We start from the raw sequence: 20256 nt of genomic DNA, 5'->3' as shown, positions 1-20256 counted from the left end.
GCGCCTGTTCTCTAGTTGGTTAGGTTGGAAGGTTTTCCGAGAAGTTTTGAACTCTCGAGAAATTCTTTCAGGTTGCGAAGGTAAACCTCTACTGAATCGCGCTCAGCAATAACCGCAGCAAGATCGGCCTGCGCCTTGTTTAGCTGTGCTTCGATTGAGGCTTGAGTCTCAGCAGCAATTTGACGCGATTCTGCCTCGGCTGCGGCAACGATCGCATCGGCCTTCTTGCGGGCTGAATCGGTGGTCTGTTGGTTAATCGAGATGGCAGCAGCCTGAAGTGTCTCAGCCTCTAGTCGTGCAGCGTTGGCACGGGTAAGGGCATTTTGAAGCTGAGCGTTGGCGTCATCCAGGTATTTCTGGGTAGCAGCAACAGCCTCTTGGTGCTTGCGCAGGTATTCTGCTTCAGCCTCTGCTCGTCGAGCGGTTAGTTCAAGCTCAAGGTCAATTCGGGCTTGCTCAGTTAACAAGGTTGCCGCATAGTCAAGGTCGAGCTCGCGAGTGATTTCGCGCTGGGCAATCAGTTTGCGCTCGGCGAGGTCACGTTCAACTTTTGCCTTAAGCGACTCAACCTCACGCTTAGCATTGGCCTTCATCTTGGCGACTTCTGTTGAAATCGCGCCACGAGTTGAACCTGCAGAACGGGTAGCTTCATCAATGATGCGAGCTGAGTCGTTGCGTGCTTGATTCAACATGTCGTCATAGTCAATTCGGGCTGCAGCAGACACGCGGTCTGCGCGGCGCTGAGCTTCAGCGACTAGCGAGTCGTAATAGCCCTTTGCTTCACCATGCAGAGCCTGAATTTCATCCTGGAGCTTCTTGCGAAGTGAGGCTGCCTCAGCCTTCGCAGTTCTAATCAGATCTTGGGCCTGGTCTTCAGCGGTGCTGAGAATCAGGGCTGCCTTTGCGCCGACACCACTATAAGAAGGTGTTTCAACTTCGCTAAGTAGGGCATCGACAGCCTCGCGTGAAGCTTTGGCCTCTTTGAGTTCCTGTGCTAACTGAGCGTTCTGAGCAGACAGGTGCATCAGATCTTTATTGAGGTCACGGATAGCGTCGTCAACTGGCCCACGCTCGTAGCCACGCATGACTACTGGGAATTCGGTTGATTCGCCTGACAAATGACGGCTCCTAGGCACTTGGTTAGAATAAATACAGGCATTTCTGCCTTCGCCAAGTTTACCTGATTGGATATCGCATGCGCTTTTTGATTGCTGCTGCGCTTTTCGTCACGTCTGTATTCCTTTTGCTATTCGGCTTGGCGCAAAAAACTATTTGGTCTCCACCAGAGTCATACAGCCTCTCAATTTCACGAGATGAATCTTCACCAATCTTGGTGATTCCTCACGGTGTGCTGACGACTCATCCTGGTGCACCTACTATCAAGGCCTCTGGTTCTGACCGAGTCTTTATTGCTACTGGTCGTCAGAGCGACATTGAGGCTTGGGTCGGTGGCGTTGTTCACGAAGAATTCGCAGTTGATGCAAAGAAGACCTCGATCATTGTTACCCCCATCGATGGCAAAGCTAACTACGGTTCACCGCTAGGTTCTGACCTTTGGCGATCAGAGGTTATGGCTGACTTCGAAGGCTCCCTCAAGGTGAGCACCAAACTCGATAACGCCGTTTTGATTGCCTCAGATGGCGTTTCGCCGGCCGCATCTCGAATTGAACTTGTTTGGCCAATTGTGGTGGACCCATTCTGGTCAAACTTCTTGCTGATCAGCGGTGCTGTGTTGCTGGCCGGGGCTTTTATTTTCAACACCCTGGCCTACCAAAACATGCGCCGTCACCGTGGGCCACGACGTCGGACGCCATCAGCTCCCAAGCCACCAAAGTATCGCTTCAAGAGCGCTAAACCTTCTGCTCCGGTGCGTGGGCGTCGCGCTGCAGGTCGAGCTGCGATTGCTGCTCCAGCCTCAATGGTTGTGCTAGCGCTTCTTACCGGCTGTTCGGCACCATCAAGCCAGGTGAGCCCATCGCCGAGTTCATCGGTTGACGCGGCCCCACCTGCTTCGCTAACCGCAGGGCAAATTGAGCGAATCGTTGCTCAGGTGTCGAAGGTGGTCACCGAGGCAGACACTGTCAAAGACGCTAGTGCACTTGAATCGCGTGTCACAGGGCCGTCACTTGCCCTTCGAACCACTCACTACTTGATTCAAAAGAAGTCGAAAAAGGTTGAGGCAATGCCCTCGATCGCCGCTAAACCGCTAACTTTCAGTTTGCCGGCAGCAACTTCTGAATGGCCACGAACTGTCATGGTGGTAACCGACCAGCCTGGCGAAACCGAGCTGCCTCAGCTATTGGTTCTGCAACAGCAGACCCCTCGCAGTCAATATTTGCTCTGGTACAACATTCGCCTGATGCCAGGCGCAGAGGTGCCTGAAGTGGTGTCACCTGGGGTTGGCGCAACACCGGTTGACTCAGACTCACTGTTCCTAAAACTTCAACCACTTCAGATTCCTGACGCCTACGGCGATGTGATCAACAAGGGCGCCGCCAGCCTCAGTTACAGCCTGTTCGACACCGATAATGATGAGTTCTACAAGCAGGTCTCGCAAAGCCAAATCACCCAAGCTGAAAAACTTAAAACGGCAAAGATGGTTTTCGCCCACGCGCTTGCTGAGAACAACGCAATTTCACTTTCAACCACCGATGCTGGTGCGTTGGTAGCGGTTTACATGACTGACACCACGACTATTAAGCCAAAGGATCGATCATCGGCTGTTGCTGTTTCGGGGCTTGAGAAAATTCTCCTTGGCGCCGACGGTTCAACCACCGGAGTTCGAACAATCTATGGCGACATGTTGCTGTTTTATGTGCCGGCACTTAGCGAGGCTGACAAAGCGGTTCGCCTACTCGGAGTTAGCCAGGGTCTAATTAGCGTTAGGGCGTTGTCTTAGTGTCAGATTTTTCATCTCGCCCAAACTTGGCCGGTGCCGTTGACCTCTCATCGCTACGCAACAAAGCGCAGTCGGCAAGCGCGACCGATACTTCAGGGCCAGCTGCTCAGCAGGACGCGGCTCCAATGCCACCACAATCAACAAGCGACGCGATTAAGGTTCCTGATCTAGTAGCACTTGCTGATGCTAATAACCTCAAGACCTTTGTAAACATCTCGGGCACGGTTCCGGTTGTCATTGATTTCTTTGCAGACTGGAGTGACCAGAGCAAGGCGCTCTCGGCAACTTTGGAACACGTGGTTCGCTCGCTTCACGGCCGAATTCTGTTGGTCAAAATTGACACCCAGGCATCACCCGAGGTTGTGCAGGCTTTTGCTATCAAGGCGGTGCCCGCAGTTGTTGCTTTGGTAAAGGGGCAGCCGGTGCATCTATTCGAGGGCAACCAAACTCAAGATGCAATTTCTCAACTTATGAATCGTTTGCTTGAGATGGCTACTCAAAATGGCATGGTTGGCCAAGTTGTTGTTTCTGATGAATTTTCTCAACCGACCGAGCCTGCGTTGCCTCCGCTTCACCAAAAGGCGCTCGAAGCAATTGATTCGGCTGACTATCTTGCAGCGATTGGTTTCTACAAAGACGCATTGCGAGAGAGCCCCGCTGATGCAATGGCTATCGCGGGTCTTGCTCAGGCAGAACTACTTGAACGCACCAAAGCTATGCAACTTGAGCAGGTTTTGAACTCGGCTCCTAAAACCACGGATGAAACCCTGGCGAAGGCAGATGCCTGTGTTGCGGTTGGTCAGTTTGGGCTGGGATTTCAAACCATCTTGACCAGATTCGCCAGTGCCGACAATTCTGAGCGAGATGTTTTGCGCAAGCACCTGCTTGAACTCTTCAAAGTTTGCGACCCTGATGCACCAGAACTCGCGCAAGCTCGAAAAGCGCTTGCTGCTTTGCTCTACTAACTTATTTGGGTTATTTGGTTTATTTGGTTTATTTGGCTGGTTTGAACCAGACTGCACCCAATGGCGGAACTGAAATATTCGCCGAATGCGGTTGCCCGTGACTGCCCTCGCCGTTAGCTTCGATTTGACCAAAGTTGCCCACGCCTGAACCGCCAAATTCGGCGGCATCCGTGTTCAAAATCTCAGACCATTTACCTGCACGTGGCAGGCCAAGCTTGAAGTCGTGATGTGGGTGGCCAGCGAAGTTGATAACAACGGCGATTGGTTCGCCATTGTCGTCATAACGCAAGAAACTCAATAGGTTGCCGTCGGCATTGCCGCCATCGATCCACACGAATCCGGTGTGGTGGTGGTCTAGCTGCCACATGGCCGGGTTTTCAACGTAAAGCTTGTTCAGGGTCGAAACTAGCGACTGCAAGCCGCGGTGACTTGGCTGATCAAGAATCCACCACTCGAGTCCGCGTTCTTGGTTCCACTCTGACTGTTGACCGAATTCTGAACCCATGAACAACAACTGCTTGCCTGGGTGAGACCACATGAACGCAAGGTAGGCGCGAACGTTGGCGAGTTGCTGCCAGCGGTCACCAGGCATCTTGGCAAGCAGTGATCCCTTGCCGTGCACAACCTCGTCATGGCTGATAGGCAAAATGAACTTTTCGTCATAGGCATAAAGCATTGAGAAAGTTAGCTCACCGTGGTGGTACTTGCGATAGGCCGGGTCTTTTTCGATGTACTGAAGAGTGTCGTTCATCCAGCCCATGTTCCATTTGAAGCCGAAGCCCAAACCGCCACCATCGGTCGGCGCAGAGACGCCGCCCCAACTGGTTGACTCTTCGGCAATCATCATGATGCCAGGGTTTCGTCGATACGCAGTTGCGTTCACTTCTTGCATGAAAGCAATGGCATCCAAGTTTTCACGTCCACCGAACTGGTTTGGAAGCCAGTTATCGCTTTCGCGCGAGTAGTCAAGATAAAGCATCGAGGCCACAGCGTCAACGCGCAGAGCATCGATGTGAAACTCTTCTAGCCAATAGAGCGCATTGGCAACCAAGAAGTTCTTAACCTCGGTGCGCCCAAAGTCAAAGATGTAGGTACCCCAGTCAGGGTGCTCGCCGCGCCGAGGGTCTTCGTGCTCATAGAGCGCGCGACCATCAAATCGGCCGAGGGCCCATTCATCCTTCGGAAAGTGCGCTGGAACCCAGTCAAGAATCACGCCGATATTGGCCTCGTGCAGTCGGTCGATCAAATAGCGCAGATCATCAGGTGAGCCAAAACGCGAGGTTGGTGCAAAGTAACCGGTTACCTGATAACCCCACGATGGCGCGTATGGGTGTTCCGCCAGTGGCATGAACTCAACGTGAGTGAAGCCAAGCTCCTGAACATAAGGAATCAGTTCATCGGCCAAGGTTCGGTAATCGAGCCCCTGACGCCAAGACCCGGCGTGGAGCTCATAAATCGACATCGGAGATTTCAGCGCATCGCGCTTTGAACGAGCGTCAATCCACTTGGAGTCTTTCCATTTATAAGTAGATTCAGTGACAATCGAGGCTGTAGACGGTGGAACCTCAGTTGCCTGAGCCAGTGGGTCAATTTTGGTGATCCAGTTGCCGTCTTGGGTCAAGATTTCATACTTGTACTTGGTGCCAACACCAACGCCTGGAATAAACAGTTCCCAGACGCCGGTTCCACCCATTACTCGCATTGCGTGGCCAACACCGTTCCAGTGGTTGAACTCACCCACAACGCGCACAGCCTGAGCATTAGGGGCCCAGACGGCAAATTTCACGCCGTGGCTGGTGCCGATTGAATCTTTGATCGCATGGATGTGAGAGCCAAGCGCAAGCCAAAGCTCTTCGTGGCGACCCTCGCCAATCAGGTGCAGATCAAGCTCGCCAAGGGTAGGAAGGTGACGGTATGCATCATCGGCCAGCCAGGTGGTGTCTTCGCCTTCACCGGCGTAGGTTGTCAAAATGCGGTAGTCGGGCTTGGTTTTTGCCGCGACAAAACCCTGCCACACGCCAAATTCAAGGTGAGTGAGTTCAATTAACTTTTTTGCACCTAGCTCGGCCGATACTGATTTTGCCAAAGGTCGAAGCGCCCGAATGATCCATCCGCCCTCGTGCGGGTGCACACCTAGAAGTGAGTGCGGGTCATGGTGTGCTCCACCTGAAACTCGGCCAACATAGTGAACGTCAAGATCCGGCAAGGTGTTAGCTGCCTTTTTTGAAATAGCCATTGCAGATCCTTTAGTTAGAGGGTTTTGCCAATTTTGAAAATGTGAGCCGGTTCAACAAACGAATCGAGGCGAACATAGTTGTCGCTTGACCAGTCGTAGGTTGCCTTAGTGATGAGGTCGGTAACCTCAAAGCTGGCTCCAGGCGCTAGGCCTAGTTTTGCAAGGTCAAGGCGAACGGTAGTTTCGCGCACTGCATGCGGGTCAACGTTTACGACTACGAGAATGGTGTCACTCTTACCATTCGGCGTGTGAGCTGCATCCAAGTGCTTTGAGAAAACCAGGATGCCTGAATCATCGCTGTGGTGTAGTTCGAAGTTGCGCAACTGCTGTAGCGCTGGGTGTGCGTGGCGAATTTGATTCAGCTTGGTGATGTAGCCGGCAATGCTTCGACCACCCTTTTCAGCGCCTTGCCAATCGCGTGGGCGGAATTCGAATTTTTCGCTGTCAATGTGTTCTTCGGCCCCTGGTCGAGCAACTGACTCGCAAAGTTCATAGCCGGCATACATGCCCCAACTTGGTGAAGCGGTGGCAGCAATAACCGCACGGATTTTGTGCCCGGCTGGCCCGCCAAATTGCAGATACTCGGTGAGAATATCTGGAGTGCTCACCCAAAGGTTTGGTCTAAAGAAGTTTGCGCTGGTCTTGGCGAGCTCGGTTAGATAGGCCTCGAGCTCAGCTTTGGTATTTCTCCAGGTGTAGTAGGTGTAGCTCTGCTGGAATCCGGCTTTTCCTAGGGCGTGCATCATCGATGGGCGAGTGAATGCCTCAGCCAAGAACACGACCTCTGGGAATTCGGAATTAATCTCGTTGATAAGCCACTCCCAAAAAGCCACCGGCTTGGTGTGGGGGTTATCAACCCGGAAGATCTTCACACCGCGTGAAATCCAGAGCTTTACAACTCGCAAAACCTCAAAGTAGATACCCTCTGGGTCATTGTCGAAGTTGATCGGAAAAATATCCTGGTATTTCTTCGGCGGGTTCTCGGCATAGGCAATTGTGCCGTCAGCGCGAGTTGTGAACCACTCAGGGTTGGTTTTGACCCAGGGGTGGTCAGGGGAGGCTTGCAGGGCAAGATCCATCGCAATTTCGAGGCCAAGGTTGTTGGCAGCACGAACAAAGCTGGCAAAGTCTTTTTCGGTTCCCAGCTCTGGGTGAATTGCGTCGTGGCCGCCGGCCTCAGAGCCTATTGCCCAAGGTGAGCCTGGGTCTTGCTCGCCCGCTACCAGGGTGTTGTTGGGCCCCTTGCGGTGTGAACGACCAATCGGGTGGATTGGTGGCATGTAAAGGATGTCGAAACCCATTTCAGCAACTGCTGGTAGACGCTTAGCGGCTGTCTTGAAGTTTCCTGAAGTCCAGGTTTGTGTCTTGGTGTCGAACTTTGCGCCTTCACTTCTTGGGAAGAACTCGTACCAAGCACCGACGCCGGCAAGCTTTCTCTCAGATTTGATCGGAAACTCTTCACTCAGAGTTACCAAGCTTCTGATTGGCTGATTAGCAATTGCCTTTTTTACGGCTGCGGTTTCGGCCGCTGCGAGTCGATCTTTCGGAGATTTGCTCTGGTCAGCCAGGGTTTCGGCCAGCTCAACTAGCAATTTGGCGTTGGCTTTGGAGCGGTCTTTCTCGGCTGCTGCGCGAGTGAATAGCGCTACTCCCTCGAGCATCATGAGCTCTTCGTCGACTCCAACAGCCAGTTTCACAACCGCGGTGTGGTGCCAGGTGTCATAGTCATCGCCAAAGGCACGAATCCTAAATCGGTAGCTGCCGGTTTCATCTAGCTGAACTGAGGCATGCCATAGGTCTGAACCGGGTGCTCCCGCATGCATTCTGTGCACGCTCTGAGAGCCTGAGGGGTTGGTTAGCAGTACTTCAGCACCAAGTGAGTCGTGGCCTTCTCTGAAAACATTGGCTGAGAAAGGAATAACCTCTCCCGCTACAGCTTTGGCGGCCCAGCGACCACCCTCGACTATCGGTTGTACGCCAAGAATTGGAATTCGGCCGAAAGGCTGTTCGTGCTGATAGCTAATCGCAGTAATTTTGCTCACACTCCATAACTTAGCGACATTTTTGTGCTGTTTATGGTGGTTTGCGAAGGCTTTACATATCCGTTAGCAAGTAAGCCTGGCAAAAATTACCAAATTGCTTTGAACAACTGCATCGATGTGCCAGTTAGTTTCACCGCAGCGCCTGCAGGCGTGATCTCAGTTGCCGGTTTTGGTAGGTCATAGGCGCTGTTCCACAGCAATTGGTAGTTTTCGAAACCGAGTTCCGATGGCAAAACAACCTCGGTGGCCTTTTCAGAACCGTGAATCACAAGCAACATGGATGATCTTGAGCCATCAGAGTTTAGGTGTTCGGTGTAGCGGGTGAGAGTTCTGCATTCTGCGTCATGCCAATTTTCATCGGTCATGATCTCGCCAGCACTGTTGTACCACTTGACCATGTCGTGTTCTTCGGTTGCAGTGTTGAAATCACCGAAAGTCTTCGGTCTCAAGACCGGGTTTTCGTGCCGCAGTTTGGTTAGGTAGGCAAAGGTTTCTTCAAAGTCGCGGTTCTGACGCTCGAGTTTCCAGTTAACCCAACTCATTACGTTGTCTTGGCAGTAGGCGTTGTTGTTACCGCTTTGAGTCTTGTACCGCTCGTCACCAGCGGTGATCATCGGAATGCCAGCCGAAAACAGCATGGTCGCCATCATGTTTCGCGCGGCTTTGCGACGCTGCACACGAATTTCGTCGGGCGCACCGGTGCCTTCGTGGCCGTGGTTGAACGAGTGGTTTCCGTTGGTTCCGTCACGGTTGCTCTCGCCATTTGACTGATTGTGCTTGACGTCATAGCTCACCAAGTCGCGAAGGCAGAAGCCATCATGTGCAGTGATGAAGTTCACGCCGCCAACTGGGCCGCTCGGGCCGTTAAAAATGTCGCGTGAACCTGAGAGTCGAGTAGCCAAATCGGCCACACCGTTCCAGTGGTTTCCTGAATTGCGAGCAGTAGCAATATCTGCCAACCAGAAACGTCGCACACTGTCGCGGTAGCGGTCATTCCACTCGCTAAATCGGTCTGGGAACCCACCGGTTTGCCAGCCGCCGAGGCCAACATCCCAGGGTTCAACAATCATTTTGGTGTCGGCAAAGTTAGGGTCGTCAACAATCGCCTGAAGCAGTGGATGGTTTGGATCAAAGTGGTTGATCTCGTTGCGAGCCAATGTGGTCGCCAGGTCAAAACGGTAACCGTCGATTTGAAGCTCATTAGTCCAGTAGCGAAGGCTTTCGAGAACCATGTGGATCACGTGTGGATTGCCGAAATCAAGCGAGTTTCCGCAACCGGTGGTGTCGTGAAAATGCCCGTTGTCATCCATGCGGTAATAACTCGAATTGTCTAGACCTCGGTAAGAATAGGTCAGGCCACCGCCACCACCCTCAGCAGTGTGGTTATAGACAACGTCAAGTAGCACTTCGATGCCATTGCGGTGAAGTTCGCGAATTGCAGTCTTGAGCTCAGTCAAGATTGCCGCCGGGCCTGCCTTGATTGCGGCCGGGGTCGCGTAACGGTGGTGAGGGGTAAAGAAGTTAATGCTGTTATAGCCCCAGTAATTGATGAGGCCCATGTTCATCAGGCGTGGCTCTGAGATAAACATGTGAATCGGCAGTAACTCAACTGCGTTCACGCCAATACGCTTCAGATGCTCGATGGTGCTTGGGTGTCCCAGAGCGGCATAGGTTCCACGAATGTCATCTGGCAAATCAGTGTTGCCACGAGTTAGTCCGCGAGCATGTGCTTCATAAACGATGAGCTCATCAAGAGGAATGTTCGGTTTGGCAACGCCTTGCCAATCGAATTCGCCATCGACAACCACGCAGTGATATTCGCGAGCACTTTCACGCACGACACCGCGCGCATAAGGGTCAATCAAAAACAGATTGGTGTTGAATCCGTGTCGTGGGCCTTTGGGGCCGTCGGCGCGAAGTGCGTATCTAGTGCCTGGTTTCAAATTTCCAGTGGTGGCGGCCCAGATGTCAGCTTCGCCACGGGTTAGTTCAATTACTTCTTTAGCGGTTCGCGTGTCAGCTTCATCCAAGATGCAAAGTTGAATGCTGGTGGCATTGGCAGAGTAAACACGAATAGTGCCTAACCCGTCTTGGATGGTTACGCCCATTGTGCCTGGAGTTGGCAAATCAAGGTTTAGCATCAGCACCCGCTTTGAAAAGGAAGAGAAGGAATAGGAACAATAACTTTCTTATGATACTCAGCCGATGATTTCAGACTTGTTAACCCATCGCTGAAAGTAGGCTTAGAGCATGCCCGTTTATCTCGATCACGCCGCTAGCTCTGTGCTGCGAAGTGAAGTGCGTGATGAGTTCTTGGCCCACCTCGAGGTTGTTGGTAACCCGTCATCTATCCATGGATACGGCCAGAGCGCTCGCCAGCTAGTAGAAGAGGCCCGTGAACAGATCGCTAAAGCGGTTGACTGCAATCGATCTGAGGTAATTCTCACCTCGGGTGGCACCGAAAGCGACAATCTTGCCGTGAAGGGAATCTTTTGGCAGCGCAACGGTGAAGATGCAGCTCGCAGGGTAATAATCTCGGCGGCTACCGAGCATCACGCTGTTATTGATCCGCTTGAATGGCTCGAAAAATCCCAGGGTGCTGAAGTTATCTGGTTGCCTGTCTCGAACGAGGGTTTGGTAGAGCTTGATGCGCTCGCTCGTGTTTTAGCCGAGCGCGCTAATGAAGTTGCTCTAATCACTCTCATGTGGGCCAATAACGAGACCGGTGTGATTACTGACATCCATGAGGTAACCGCGCTAGCTGACAAATATCGAATTCCGGTCCATTCTGATGCCGTTGCTGCCTTTGGGCACCTGCCAATCAGTTTTGCAACAAGCGGTTTAGCCGCCATGACCATCACCGGTCATAAAATCGGCTCTCCGATTGGTGTGGGCGCGCTGATTGTCTCTAGGAACACCAAATTGGTTGAGGTGGCCCACGGTGGCGGTCAGGAACGTGGACTCAGGTCTGGAACTCTAAGCCCAGCCCTCGCCAAGAGTTTTGCGCTCGCCGCAGAGCTGTGCGTTGCTGAGGCCGAAGCCATGGCTGCCAAGCATGCAAAGTTTGCCGGCGCGATCTTGAAGTCTCTGTCTGCAATCAAAGACATCGAGGTCACCTTGAGCCGCGGCGGAGCTGCTGGTTTGCCGAATATTCTGCACTTTAGCTTTGCTGGCTGCAGCGGAGATTCGTTGTTATTCCTATTGGACTCAGCCGGAGTGTCAGTTTCAACCGGCTCTGCTTGCCGAGCGGGAGTGGCTGAGCCTTCGCACGTGCTTTTGGCAATGGGAAGAACCGAGGCCGAGGCTTCTGGATGCCTGAGAGTTTCGTTCGGTCACAGCACGACCGAAGCCGAGGTTCAAGCCTTTATTGACGCACTCCCGGCTGCCTATGCCTCAGCCAAAAAAGCTGGCCTGTCAGCCAAGTAGCGCTTGAAATTGGGCTCTAGAAAGTCACTGGTTGAAAGTAGACTTGAACCTGAAAGCGGAGGCAAAATGAAGGTTTTAGCGGCAATGTCAGGTGGCGTTGATTCTGCTGTAGCCGCTGCCCGAGCAGTTGAAGCCGGCCATGAGGTTGTCGGTGTTCACCTGGCGCTTTCTCGCATGCCGGGCACTCTCAGAACTGGCTCTAGAGGCTGTTGCACTATTGAAGATTCCATGGATGCGCAGCGCGCAGCAAATGTTTTGGGCATTCCTTACTATGTCTGGGATTTCTCAGAGCGATTCAAAGCTGAAGTAGTTGACGATTTCATCGCTGAATATCAGGCTGGTCGCACGCCGAACCCTTGCATGCGTTGCAATGAACGAATCAAGTTCGCTGCATTGCTTGAGCGAGCACTAGCTTTGGGTTTTGACGCTGTTTGCACCGGTCACTATGCCACTTTGCTCACCGACGAAGCAGGCAATCTTGAGCTCCACCGGTCAGCAGCTTTGGCAAAAGACCAGTCATACGTGCTCGGTGTTTTGACCGAAGAGCAGTTGAAGCACTCGATGTTTCCTCTTGGTGCCACTGCCTCAAAAGATTTGATTCGCGCAGAGGCAGATGCCCGCGGGCTTTCAGTGGCGAATAAGCCAGACAGTTACGACATCTGCTTTATTCCAGAAGGTGACACTCAAGATTGGCTCGCTGACAAAGTTGGCAAAGAGCAGGGGCAAATCGTTGACCGCGAAGGAAACATCCTTGGTGGTCATGAGGGCGCACACGGATTCACCGTTGGTCAGCGCAAAGGCCTCTCGATTGGTCGCCCAGCAGCCGATGGCAAACCTCGCTATGTTCTCGAAATCAGGCCAAAGACTAACACTGTCGTAGTTGGCCCACAAGCGGCTCTGGCCATTGCCGAAATGATCGGCTCGAAATTCACCTGGTGTGGAGTTGCTCCAGCGCAAACCACCGACTGGTCAGAAATTCATGTTCAGGTGAGAGCTCACGGCGACGCCATCGCTGCCGAGTTCAAAGTTAAAGATGGCGAAATGCAGATTCGAGTAACCGAGCCTTTGCTAGGCGTTGCACCAGGTCAAACCGCAGTGCTTTACCTTGGCACCCGTGTGTTGGGCCAGATGACGATTGATCGCACCATTAGCGCTGTTCCAATCACGGTCGGTGGCGAGTGACCGACCTTTTCAAAGCTGCTGCCGAAAAGCGCGTGCAAGAGCTTGTCGAGTTGCTGAATCACCACCGAGCTGCTTATTACGAAGGCAACACAGTTTTGGTTAGTGATGCCGAATATGATCAACTTCTGGCAGAGCTTCAGTTGCTTGAATCTGAAAACCCCGAACTAATCACTGGCGATAGTCCAACTCAAACCGTTGGTGGCTCGGCAAACCAAGCTTTTGCGCCGGTAGAACACCTCGAAAAAATGATGAGCTTAGACAACGTTTTTTCGTTTGAAGAATTTTGCGCTTGGGCTGAACGCGGCGGATCAGGCCCATATCTCTGTGAACTCAAGATTGATGGCCTAGCCATTAATCTTCGTTACGAGAATGGTCGGTTGGTTTCTGCGGCTACCCGCGGTGATGGCGTCGTTGGCGAAGATGTGACGGCCAACGTCTTGACTATTCCTTCTATTCCGAGACAGTTGCTTGGGGTAGGGCATCCATCCGTGGTTGAAATTCGAGGTGAAATCTATTTTGCAGTCGCAGATTTCGCAAAACTAAACGAAGGACTAGTTGCCGAGGGGAAAGCTCCATTTGCGAATCCACGTAACTCAGCGAGCGGGTCGCTAAGGCAAAAAGACCCGAAAGTTACTGCGACAAGGCCGCTAAAAATGCTGGTTCACGGCATTGGTGCCTGGCCAGAGGCACCGGTTAGAAACCAATCTGAACTCTATGAAATGCTTGCCGGCTGGGGGCTGCCGACCTCGCCTCGCTATCGAGTCGTGAACTCGGTTGATGAAGTGATTTCATACATCGAAGAATTTGAAAAACATCGCCACGACCTCGAGCACGAGATTGATGGCGTGGTGGTCAAGCTCGACAATCTTGCTCAGCAACGCGAGCTCGGGTTCACCAGTCGAGCTCCACGTTGGGCGATTGCCTATAAATACGCCCCCGAGCAAGTGAACACAAAACTGCTGGACATTCGCATCGGCGTTGGGCGAACCGGCAGGGCAACTCCGTACGCGGTTTTGCAGCCCGTCAAAGTTGCCGGTTCGGTGGTTGAGTTTGCGACGCTTCATAACCAAGAAGTGGTCGTCGCTAAAGGTGTTCTGATTGGTGACACTGTGGTTTTGCGCAAGGCAGGTGATGTAATTCCTGAGATTCTGGGCCCGGTTGTTGAGCTTCGCACTGGCTCAGAGCGAGCCTTTGTTATGCCCACCAATTGCCCTGACTGCGGCGGGGAGCTTGCTCCTTCAGCAGAAGGCGATGTAGACCTTCGATGCCAGAACTCTAGAAGCTGCCCTGCCCAATTGCGCGAGCGTGTTGCCTATTTGGGTTCTCGAGGTGTGCTTGACATTGAGGCGCTGGGATACGTGGCTGCCTGTGCACTCACTCAACCTGTGGAGCCTTCAGATTCGGCTCTGCACTCTGAGGCTGACCTGTTCAACCTGACCCTCGAACAACTTCTTCCGATTCGCGCCTTGGTGCTTGACCCAGACACTGGTTTGCCAAAACTTGATGCCGATGGCAAGCCAAAAATTGTCGACTTTTTCAAGAAAAAAGACGGTTCACCAGCTGAAGTCGCAATCAAGTTGTTGAAAAACCTTGAAGAGGCAAAGACCAAACCGCTTTGGCGAATATTGGTAGCACTTTCCATTCGACACGTTGGCCCGGTCGCCGCGCGATCACTCGCAAGTCATTTTGGTTCGCTTGATCGAATCTTTACCGCCGATGAGTCAGAGCTCTCGAAAGTTGACGGGGTTGGCTCGACCTTGGCGCAATCGATTCAGGAGTGGATATCGGTTGATTGGCATCGTGAAATCATCGAAAAATGGCGTGCTGCCGGAGTTCAGTTAGAAACTCCTGGTCACCTGGGTCCGGGTGCAGAAGCTGCCGGTGGGGGAGTCTTCGAGGGCCTAAGCATTGTCGCCACCGGTTCGCTCAAGAACTTCACTCGCGAACAGATCGAAGAAGCAATCATCACAAACGGCGGAAAAGCCGCTTCTTCGGTCTCTAAAAAGACTGCCTTTGTCGTCGCCGGAGAAAATGCCGGATCAAAGCTTGCCAAGGCTGAAGAACTCGGGGTAGAAATAATCACCGAAGAGGAATTCCAGCTAAGGCTGGGTCAATAAAAAATCCCCTAGGCATTAGCCCAGGGGATTTTTTAATTAAGAACTTAGTCTTGCTCGGCAGCCGAATTCTCGTCTGCAGCCACCATCGACTCGGTGGTCATCATGTTGCGAAGAGTTCCAAGGAACTCTTCAATCTCAACACGCTCTGACTTCATGCGGCTCAAGCGCTCTTCGCTCTCGCGAATGGTTGCGTTGGCAAAGTACTCGGCCTTGCGGGTTAGCGCTTCTGAACGGCGACGTGACTGGTTGATTAGGTTGGTTGCAGTGCGGTTTGAGTCTTCTATCAATTGCGCTGACTGTTCTTGAGCCTCGCGTGAAATGCGGTCGGCTTCAGAAATTAGCTGAGCCGCACGAGCTGAGGCCTCAGCAAGGGTGGTGTTGGCTTCATCGGTAACAGCCTGAGCTTCGGTAACTGCGGTCTGGTAGAGGCGCAGACCCTCTTGCTCGGCTTCGTCGCGCTTGGCACGAACTTCTGCTTCAAGCTCAACTCGAGCCTGGGCAGTTTTCTGTGAAAGCTCGGTAGCAAGTGCACGAGCCTCTTCGGTCTCGCGGTGAACCTGGGCGCGCATCTCGGCGGCATAACGCTCGCCCTCAGACTTGATCGCTGCAGCCTCGCGCTGAGCGGTGCCAATCTTTTCAGCTGCCTCTGACTCACGGGTCTTTGCAACGCTCAAGATCTCCGCTGCTAGGCGCTCTGCATCCAAGCGGCTTTCGTTAAGTTTGGTTTCGGCTTCAGAAATTAGCTTGTCAGCCTTGGCTTGTGCCTTGCGGGTTAGCTGTTCGCTCTCGGCCTTAGCGGTCTCGCGAATGCGGATTGCGTCTTGACCAGCGTCTGAGACTAGCTTCTTGGCCTGCTCTTCGGCTAGGCGAAGGGTCTGCTCGAACTGAGCACCCAACTCGGCGTAACCAGGCGCGGCATTCTTCTTGGCCTTTGATTTCAGGCCTTCGATTTCAGCCTTAAGCATCTCAACTTCGCTTGAAGCGCTGTAGTTGTATTCGCGAACGTGCTCGAGTTCAGCACGAAGCTCGGCTAGTACGCGATCGACTTCTTCTTTCTCGTAACCACGGAAAGCAATCGTGAACTGTTCGTTTTCCAAAATATTGGCCTCTTCAGCTAGGGGAGCAGAGATTTTGCAGCGAACGCAAAAACGCCCGCATCGATTGAAAGTTTACACCCGATTTTGTGGTCAAAACCTGAGAATTTCCGCACTATTACACGGATGTTCGGGCTTCGCTACATTTTGGACTTTGGTAGACTGAACTCAATCATCTATTGCCTAGCGAGTGGATTTATGTCAGAAATTACCCCCGACCTGGTTAGGCATCTCGCCAACCTGGCCCGCATCGACGTCAACGACCAAGAGGTTGAGCTTTTCGCCGAACAAATCAGTTTGATTGTCGACTCAATGGCTACTGTTAAGGCGGCTGTGCAGGGCGACGTACCTGCAACCAGTCACCCGATTCCGATGTCAAACGTTTTTCGTGAAGATGTCGTTGAACCATCACTAACTCAGGCTGAGGCGCTTTCAGGCTCAGCAGACTCTGGCGATGGCCGTTTCCGCGTTCACGCAATCTTGGATGGGGAGTAGTCATGTCTGAATTGATTCGCAAAAACGCCAGTGAACTGGTTGAACTGCTCAAGTCACGCGAGATTTCATCCGTGGAGTTGACCCAGGCCCACCTTGATCGAACCGCTGCAGTTGATGGCGATGTGCACTCGTACCTTCACGTTGGCCCTGAGGCGGCGCTTGCTGCCGCTGCTGAGGTTGACCGCCGTCGCGCTGCAGGTGAGGCACTTCACGCACTTGCTGGTTTGCCGATTGCCGTCAAAGACAACCTGACCACCACTGACGCACCAACCACCTCGGGCTCAAAAATTCTTGAGGGCTGGGTGCCGCAATACGATGCAACCGTTGTTAAGAAGCTTCGCGCTGCTGGCATGCCGATTTTGGGTAAAACCAACTTGGATGAATTCGCAATGGGTTCTTCTACCGAGTTTTCTGCTTTCGGCCCTAGCCGAAACCCTTGGGATCTAGAACGAATCCCAGGTGGTTCTGGCGGTGGTTCAAGCTCGGTTGTGGCTTCATTCCAGGCTCCGCTTGCAATCGGTTCTGACACCGGAGGTTCGATTCGCTACCCAGCATTCGTTACCGGAACCGTGGGAACCAAGCCAACTTATGGCGCAGTTTCGCGCTATGGCTTGATTGCACTGGCTAGTTCGCTAGACCAAATCGGGCCAGTTGCTCGAAACGTTCTAGACGCCGCATTGTTGCAAGACGTAATCGCTGGGCACGACCCTCACGACAGCACCTCGCTACCTGAATCACTTGGTTCAATGGCCGACGCGGCTAAGAAGCTTGATGTCAAGGGTCTTCGCGTTGGCGTAATCAAGCAGCTGTCGGGTGAAGGTTTTCAGCCTGGAGTTTCTGCGCGATTCAACGAGAGCCTAGAGCTGCTCAAGAATGCTGGCGCCGAAATCGTTGAAGTTGATTGCCCAAGTTTTGAATACGCGATTGCGGCCTACTACTTGATTTTGCCTGCTGAGGCGTCATCAAACTTGGCTAAGTTCGATTCGGTTCGATTCGGGCTTCGAGTTACTCCAGAAGGAACCCCAACCATTGAACGTGTAATGGCTGCAACCCGTGAAGCGGGCTTTGGTCCTGAGGTCAAGCGCCGAATCATCCTTGGAACCTACGCGCTTTCAAGCGGTTCTTATGATGCTTTCTATGGTTCAGCTCAAAAGGTTCGCACCCTGATTCAACGCGACTTTGACGCTGCATTCGCAAAGGCTGACGTACTGGTTTCGCCAACCGCACCTAACACAGCATTCAAGCTGGGTGAGAAGCTGGATGACCCGCTGGCTATGTACTTGAACGACATCGCAACGATTCCGGCGAACCTTGCCGGTATTCCTGGAATGTCGATTCCAAACGGTGTTGCCGAAGACACCAACCTTCCTTCTGGAATCCAGATTTTGGCACCTGCTCGTGGCGATGCTCGCCTGTATCAGGTGGGTGCAGCTCTAGAGCACATGCACGAAGAAATCTGGGGCAAGAGAATGATTGATTTTGCACCTGAGTTGGAGGTTCGCGGCTAATGGCTAAAGACGAGTTGATGAACTATGAAAAAGCCCTCGAGCAGTTTGAGGTAGTAATTGGTCTTGAGGTTCACGTTGAATTGAACACCAACACCAAGATGTTCTGTGGTTGCCGCAATGAGTTTGGTGATGAACCAAACACTAACGTTTGCCCAATTTGCATCGGCCTGCCTGGCTCGTTGCCGGCGGTAAACAAGCGTGCGATTGAATCAAGCATCTCGATTGGTTTGGCTCTTGGATGTCAGATCGCGCCAACCGGCCGATTCTCACGCAAGAACTATTTCTACCCTGACCTTGCAAAAAACTTTCAAACATCACAGTATGACGAGCCAATCGCATTCGAGGGCTCTCTCGAGGTAGAAGTTCCTTCAGGCAACACTTTTACCGTTGCAATTGAGCGCGCTCACATGGAGGAGGACGCCGGTAAATTGACCCACGTGGGTGGTTCAACCGGTCGAATTCAGGGTGCTGAGTACTCTTTGGTCGACTATAACCGTGCCGGTGTTCCACTGGTCGAGATCGTGACCAAGCCGGTTTACGGTGCTGGGGCCGAGGCTCCTGAGTTGGCAGCTGCCTACGTGCGATCCATCCGTGAAATTGTGAAGGCTCTCGGTGTTTCTGACGCAAAGATGGAACGCGGAAACGTTCGATGCGATGCCAACGTCTCACTTCGCCCGCACGGTCAAGAAAAGCTTGGAACCAGAACTGAAACCAAGAACGTAAACTCGCTTCGCTCGATTGAGCGCGCTGTGCGTTACGAGATCCAGCGCCAGGCAGCTCTTTTGGCTAAGGGTACGGCGATCATTCAAGAGACTCGTCACTGGCACGAAGACAAGGGCGCAACCAGTTCGGGTAGACCTAAGTCTGACGCCGATGACTACCGCTACTTTCCAGAGCCAGACTTGGTGCCGGTTCAGCCATCTAAAGAGTGGATCGAAGAACTTCGTGCCAAGCTTCCGGAGCAGCCAGCTGCACGCCGCAAGCGTGTTCAGGCTGAATGGGGCTTCGCTGACCTTGAGTTCAGAGACGTAGTTAATGCTGATTTGCTAGATCAGATTGAAGAAACTGTTTCGGCCGGAGCTAAACCTCAGGACGCCCGTAAGTGGTGGACTGGTGAGCTTGCTCGTATTGCTAACTCGCAAGACCAGAACGTAACCGAATTGCCAATTTCAGGCGCTCAGGTTGCCGAACTTGCAGCACTTATTGAGGCGGGCAAGATTAATGACCGCCTGGCCCGCGAGGTTTTGACTTACGTGCTTGCTGGCGAGGGTAGCCCTGCAGAGGTAGTTACTGCCCGCGGTCTTGAAGTGGTTTCTGACGACGGCGCGCTAATCGCAGCAATTGATGCTGCTCTTGCGGGGCAACCAGACGTGCTTGATGCTATTCGTGAGGGTCGCATGCAGGCAGCAGGCGCGGTAATCGGCGCGGTTATGAAGGCAATGAAGGGTTCAGCTGATGCAGGCCGCGTTCGTGAGCTCTTGATTGAAAAAGCCAATAGCTAAAAGTTCGACTTAAACAAATAATCCCCAGACTCAAGTCTGGGGATTATTTGTTTCATGGGGTGAGTAACGGGGATTGAACCCGCGACCCCCTGGACCACAACCAGGTGCTCTACCAACTGAGCTATACCCACCATGAGTCTTGACTAACCAAGACAACCTGATAATTCTAACAGATTTGGACTACCGGTTTTCAGTGATGCGCGCAGATATCTGCTTGGCTTCGTCAGAAGTTGGTCCGGGTAGTGGCACCATGACAGCCTCGCGGTAGTAGCGCAACTCTTGAATTGATTCAAGGATGTCTGCCAGTGCGCGGTGGCCGCCTTCTTTTTTAGGCATTTGAAAATACACCCGCGGATACCAGCGACGGGTGAGCTCTTTGATCGAAGAAACATCGATGTTTCGGTAGTGCAAGAAATTGTCTAGCTCAGGCATGTAGCGATTGAGGAACATGCGGTCGGTGCCGATTGTGTTTCCGGCAAGTGGTGCCTCTTTAGCATTCGGAACAAATTGTTTGATGTAGTCAAGCACCAGCTGTTCGGCCTCTTCGAGGCTGACACCATCGGCTACCTCGTTGATCAGGCCCGATTCGGTGTGCATGTTGCGAACGAAATCGTTCATGTTCTGCCATGAGTCTTCGCGAGGCTTGATTACCACGTCAAAACCTTCATCCAAGATTTCAAGCTCGGAGTTTGTGATCACAACAGCAACCTCGACCAGACAGTCAGCCTCTGGGTTTAGGCCGGTCATTTCGCAGTCGATCCAGACTAAATGCTCAGTAATTTCAATCACA

Annotated in this window: 14 protein-coding genes and 1 tRNA gene; 8 read left to right on the top strand and 7 right to left on the bottom strand. The window is 52.7% G+C overall.

Translation table 11 applies throughout. The features are described 5' to 3' along the window. Nucleotides 1-11 precede the first annotated feature (11 nt). On the bottom strand, nt 12-1118 hold the full coding sequence (locus Q0L26_RS01850) for a hypothetical protein (RefSeq protein ID WP_296646576.1): 1107 nt from the start codon (nt 1116-1118) through the stop codon (nt 12-14). Between the two features lie 77 nt (nt 1119-1195). On the opposite strand from Q0L26_RS01850, the gene Q0L26_RS01845 reads away from it, so the two are divergent. Further along, the gene (locus Q0L26_RS01845) at nt 1196-2899 is read left to right on the top strand and encodes a hypothetical protein (protein ID WP_296646574.1); all 1704 of its coding nucleotides are present in this window, start codon (nt 1196-1198) and stop codon (nt 2897-2899) included. Next, nucleotides 2899-3864: a tetratricopeptide repeat protein gene (locus Q0L26_RS01840; protein WP_296646573.1), complete on the top strand. Its 966-nt coding sequence runs from the start codon at nt 2899-2901 to the stop codon at nt 3862-3864. The genes Q0L26_RS01845 and Q0L26_RS01840 overlap by 1 nt, the downstream gene beginning before the upstream one ends. Nucleotides 3865-3892: 28 nt before the next feature. Here Q0L26_RS01840 and glgB read toward each other — a convergent pair whose 3' ends face one another. The 3 genes from glgB to glgX form a co-directional block, all read right to left on the bottom strand. Continuing rightward, nucleotides 3893-6100, bottom strand: a complete 2208-nt coding sequence (gene glgB / locus Q0L26_RS01835; protein WP_296646571.1) for a 1,4-alpha-glucan branching protein GlgB — start codon at nt 6098-6100, stop codon at nt 3893-3895. A 14-nt stretch (nt 6101-6114) separates the two neighbouring features. Next, nucleotides 6115-8142, bottom strand: a complete 2028-nt coding sequence (locus Q0L26_RS01830; protein WP_296646569.1) for an alpha-1,4-glucan--maltose-1-phosphate maltosyltransferase — start codon at nt 8140-8142, stop codon at nt 6115-6117. A gap of 86 nt (nt 8143-8228) precedes the next feature. Beyond that, nucleotides 8229-10283: a glycogen debranching protein GlgX gene (gene glgX, locus Q0L26_RS01825; protein ID WP_296646566.1), complete on the bottom strand. Its 2055-nt coding sequence runs from the start codon at nt 10281-10283 to the stop codon at nt 8229-8231. Nucleotides 10284-10392: 109 nt separating this feature from the next. Here glgX and Q0L26_RS01820 point away from each other — a divergent pair, with 109 nt between their 5' ends. The 3 genes from Q0L26_RS01820 (at nt 10393) to ligA (ending at nt 14867) form a co-directional block, all read left to right on the top strand. Then, the gene (locus Q0L26_RS01820) at nt 10393-11568 is read left to right on the top strand and encodes a cysteine desulfurase family protein (RefSeq protein ID WP_296646565.1); all 1176 of its coding nucleotides are present in this window, start codon (nt 10393-10395) and stop codon (nt 11566-11568) included. A 66-nt stretch (nt 11569-11634) separates the two neighbouring features. Beyond that, a complete protein-coding gene (gene mnmA, locus Q0L26_RS01815; RefSeq protein WP_296646562.1) occupies nt 11635-12750 on the top strand; it encodes a tRNA 2-thiouridine(34) synthase MnmA in 1116 nt (371 codons plus the stop codon). Nucleotides 12751-12782: 32 nt separating this feature from the next. After that, nucleotides 12783-14867 carry an NAD-dependent DNA ligase LigA gene (gene ligA, locus Q0L26_RS01810; RefSeq protein WP_296646729.1) on the top strand — a complete coding sequence of 695 codons (2085 nt, stop codon included), beginning with the start codon at nt 12783-12785 and terminating at the stop codon, nt 14865-14867. A gap of 44 nt (nt 14868-14911) precedes the next feature. Here the strand turns inward: ligA and Q0L26_RS01805 are convergent, their stop codons facing one another. After that, the gene (locus tag Q0L26_RS01805; protein WP_296646560.1) at nt 14912-15964 is read right to left on the bottom strand and encodes a hypothetical protein; all 1053 of its coding nucleotides are present in this window, start codon (nt 15962-15964) and stop codon (nt 14912-14914) included. Nucleotides 15965-16159: 195 nt separating this feature from the next. Between Q0L26_RS01805 and gatC the strand changes: the two genes are divergently transcribed. Genes gatC through gatB form a run of 3 tightly spaced genes read left to right on the top strand, consistent with a single transcriptional unit; the run spans nt 16160 to nt 19466 of the window. Beyond that, a complete protein-coding gene (gene gatC, locus Q0L26_RS01800; RefSeq protein WP_296646558.1) occupies nt 16160-16456 on the top strand; it encodes an Asp-tRNA(Asn)/Glu-tRNA(Gln) amidotransferase subunit GatC in 297 nt (98 codons plus the stop codon). 2 nt (nt 16457-16458) lie between these two features. Continuing rightward, nucleotides 16459-17964 carry an Asp-tRNA(Asn)/Glu-tRNA(Gln) amidotransferase subunit GatA gene (gatA, locus tag Q0L26_RS01795; protein ID WP_296646557.1) on the top strand — a complete coding sequence of 502 codons (1506 nt, stop codon included), beginning with the start codon at nt 16459-16461 and terminating at the stop codon, nt 17962-17964. Beyond that, nucleotides 17964-19466 carry an Asp-tRNA(Asn)/Glu-tRNA(Gln) amidotransferase subunit GatB gene (gatB, locus tag Q0L26_RS01790; protein WP_296646555.1) on the top strand — a complete coding sequence of 501 codons (1503 nt, stop codon included), beginning with the start codon at nt 17964-17966 and terminating at the stop codon, nt 19464-19466. Before gatA ends, gatB begins: the two co-directional genes overlap by 1 nt. A 55-nt stretch (nt 19467-19521) precedes the next feature. On the opposite strand, the gene Q0L26_RS01785 is transcribed toward gatB, so the two are convergent. After that, nucleotides 19522-19597, bottom strand: a tRNA-His gene (locus tag Q0L26_RS01785). A gap of 49 nt (nt 19598-19646) precedes the next feature. Next, nucleotides 19647-20255 (bottom strand): oligoribonuclease, encoded by a 609-nt coding sequence (orn, locus tag Q0L26_RS01780; RefSeq protein WP_296646553.1) that lies wholly within the window; start codon nt 20253-20255, stop codon nt 19647-19649. Between the last annotated feature and the right edge of the window lies 1 nt (nt 20256).

It is taken from the genome of Rhodoluna sp. (genome assembly GCF_024641065.1).
Classification (GTDB): Bacteria; Actinomycetota; Actinomycetes; order Actinomycetales; family Microbacteriaceae; genus Rhodoluna.
This window is presented reverse-complemented; position numbering and strand designations above follow the sequence as displayed.

Excerpts from the sequence above, each read along its gene's own strand:
- Q0L26_RS01845 (WP_296646574.1), top strand. The coding sequence starts at position 1,196 with ATGCGCTTTTTGATTGCTGCTGCGCTTTTCGTCACGTCTGTATTCCTT.
- glgB (WP_296646571.1), bottom strand. The coding sequence starts at position 6,100 with ATGGCTATTTCAAAAAAGGCAGCTAACACCTTGCCGGATCTTGACGTT.
- glgX (WP_296646566.1), bottom strand. The coding sequence starts at position 10,283 with ATGCTAAACCTTGATTTGCCAACTCCAGGCACAATGGGCGTAACCATC.
- Q0L26_RS01820 (WP_296646565.1), top strand. The coding sequence starts at position 10,393 with ATGCCCGTTTATCTCGATCACGCCGCTAGCTCTGTGCTGCGAAGTGAA.
- mnmA (WP_296646562.1), top strand. The coding sequence starts at position 11,635 with ATGAAGGTTTTAGCGGCAATGTCAGGTGGCGTTGATTCTGCTGTAGCC.
- gatC (WP_296646558.1), top strand. The coding sequence starts at position 16,160 with ATGTCAGAAATTACCCCCGACCTGGTTAGGCATCTCGCCAACCTGGCC.
- gatA (WP_296646557.1), top strand. The coding sequence starts at position 16,459 with ATGTCTGAATTGATTCGCAAAAACGCCAGTGAACTGGTTGAACTGCTC.
- gatB (WP_296646555.1), top strand. The coding sequence starts at position 17,964 with ATGGCTAAAGACGAGTTGATGAACTATGAAAAAGCCCTCGAGCAGTTT.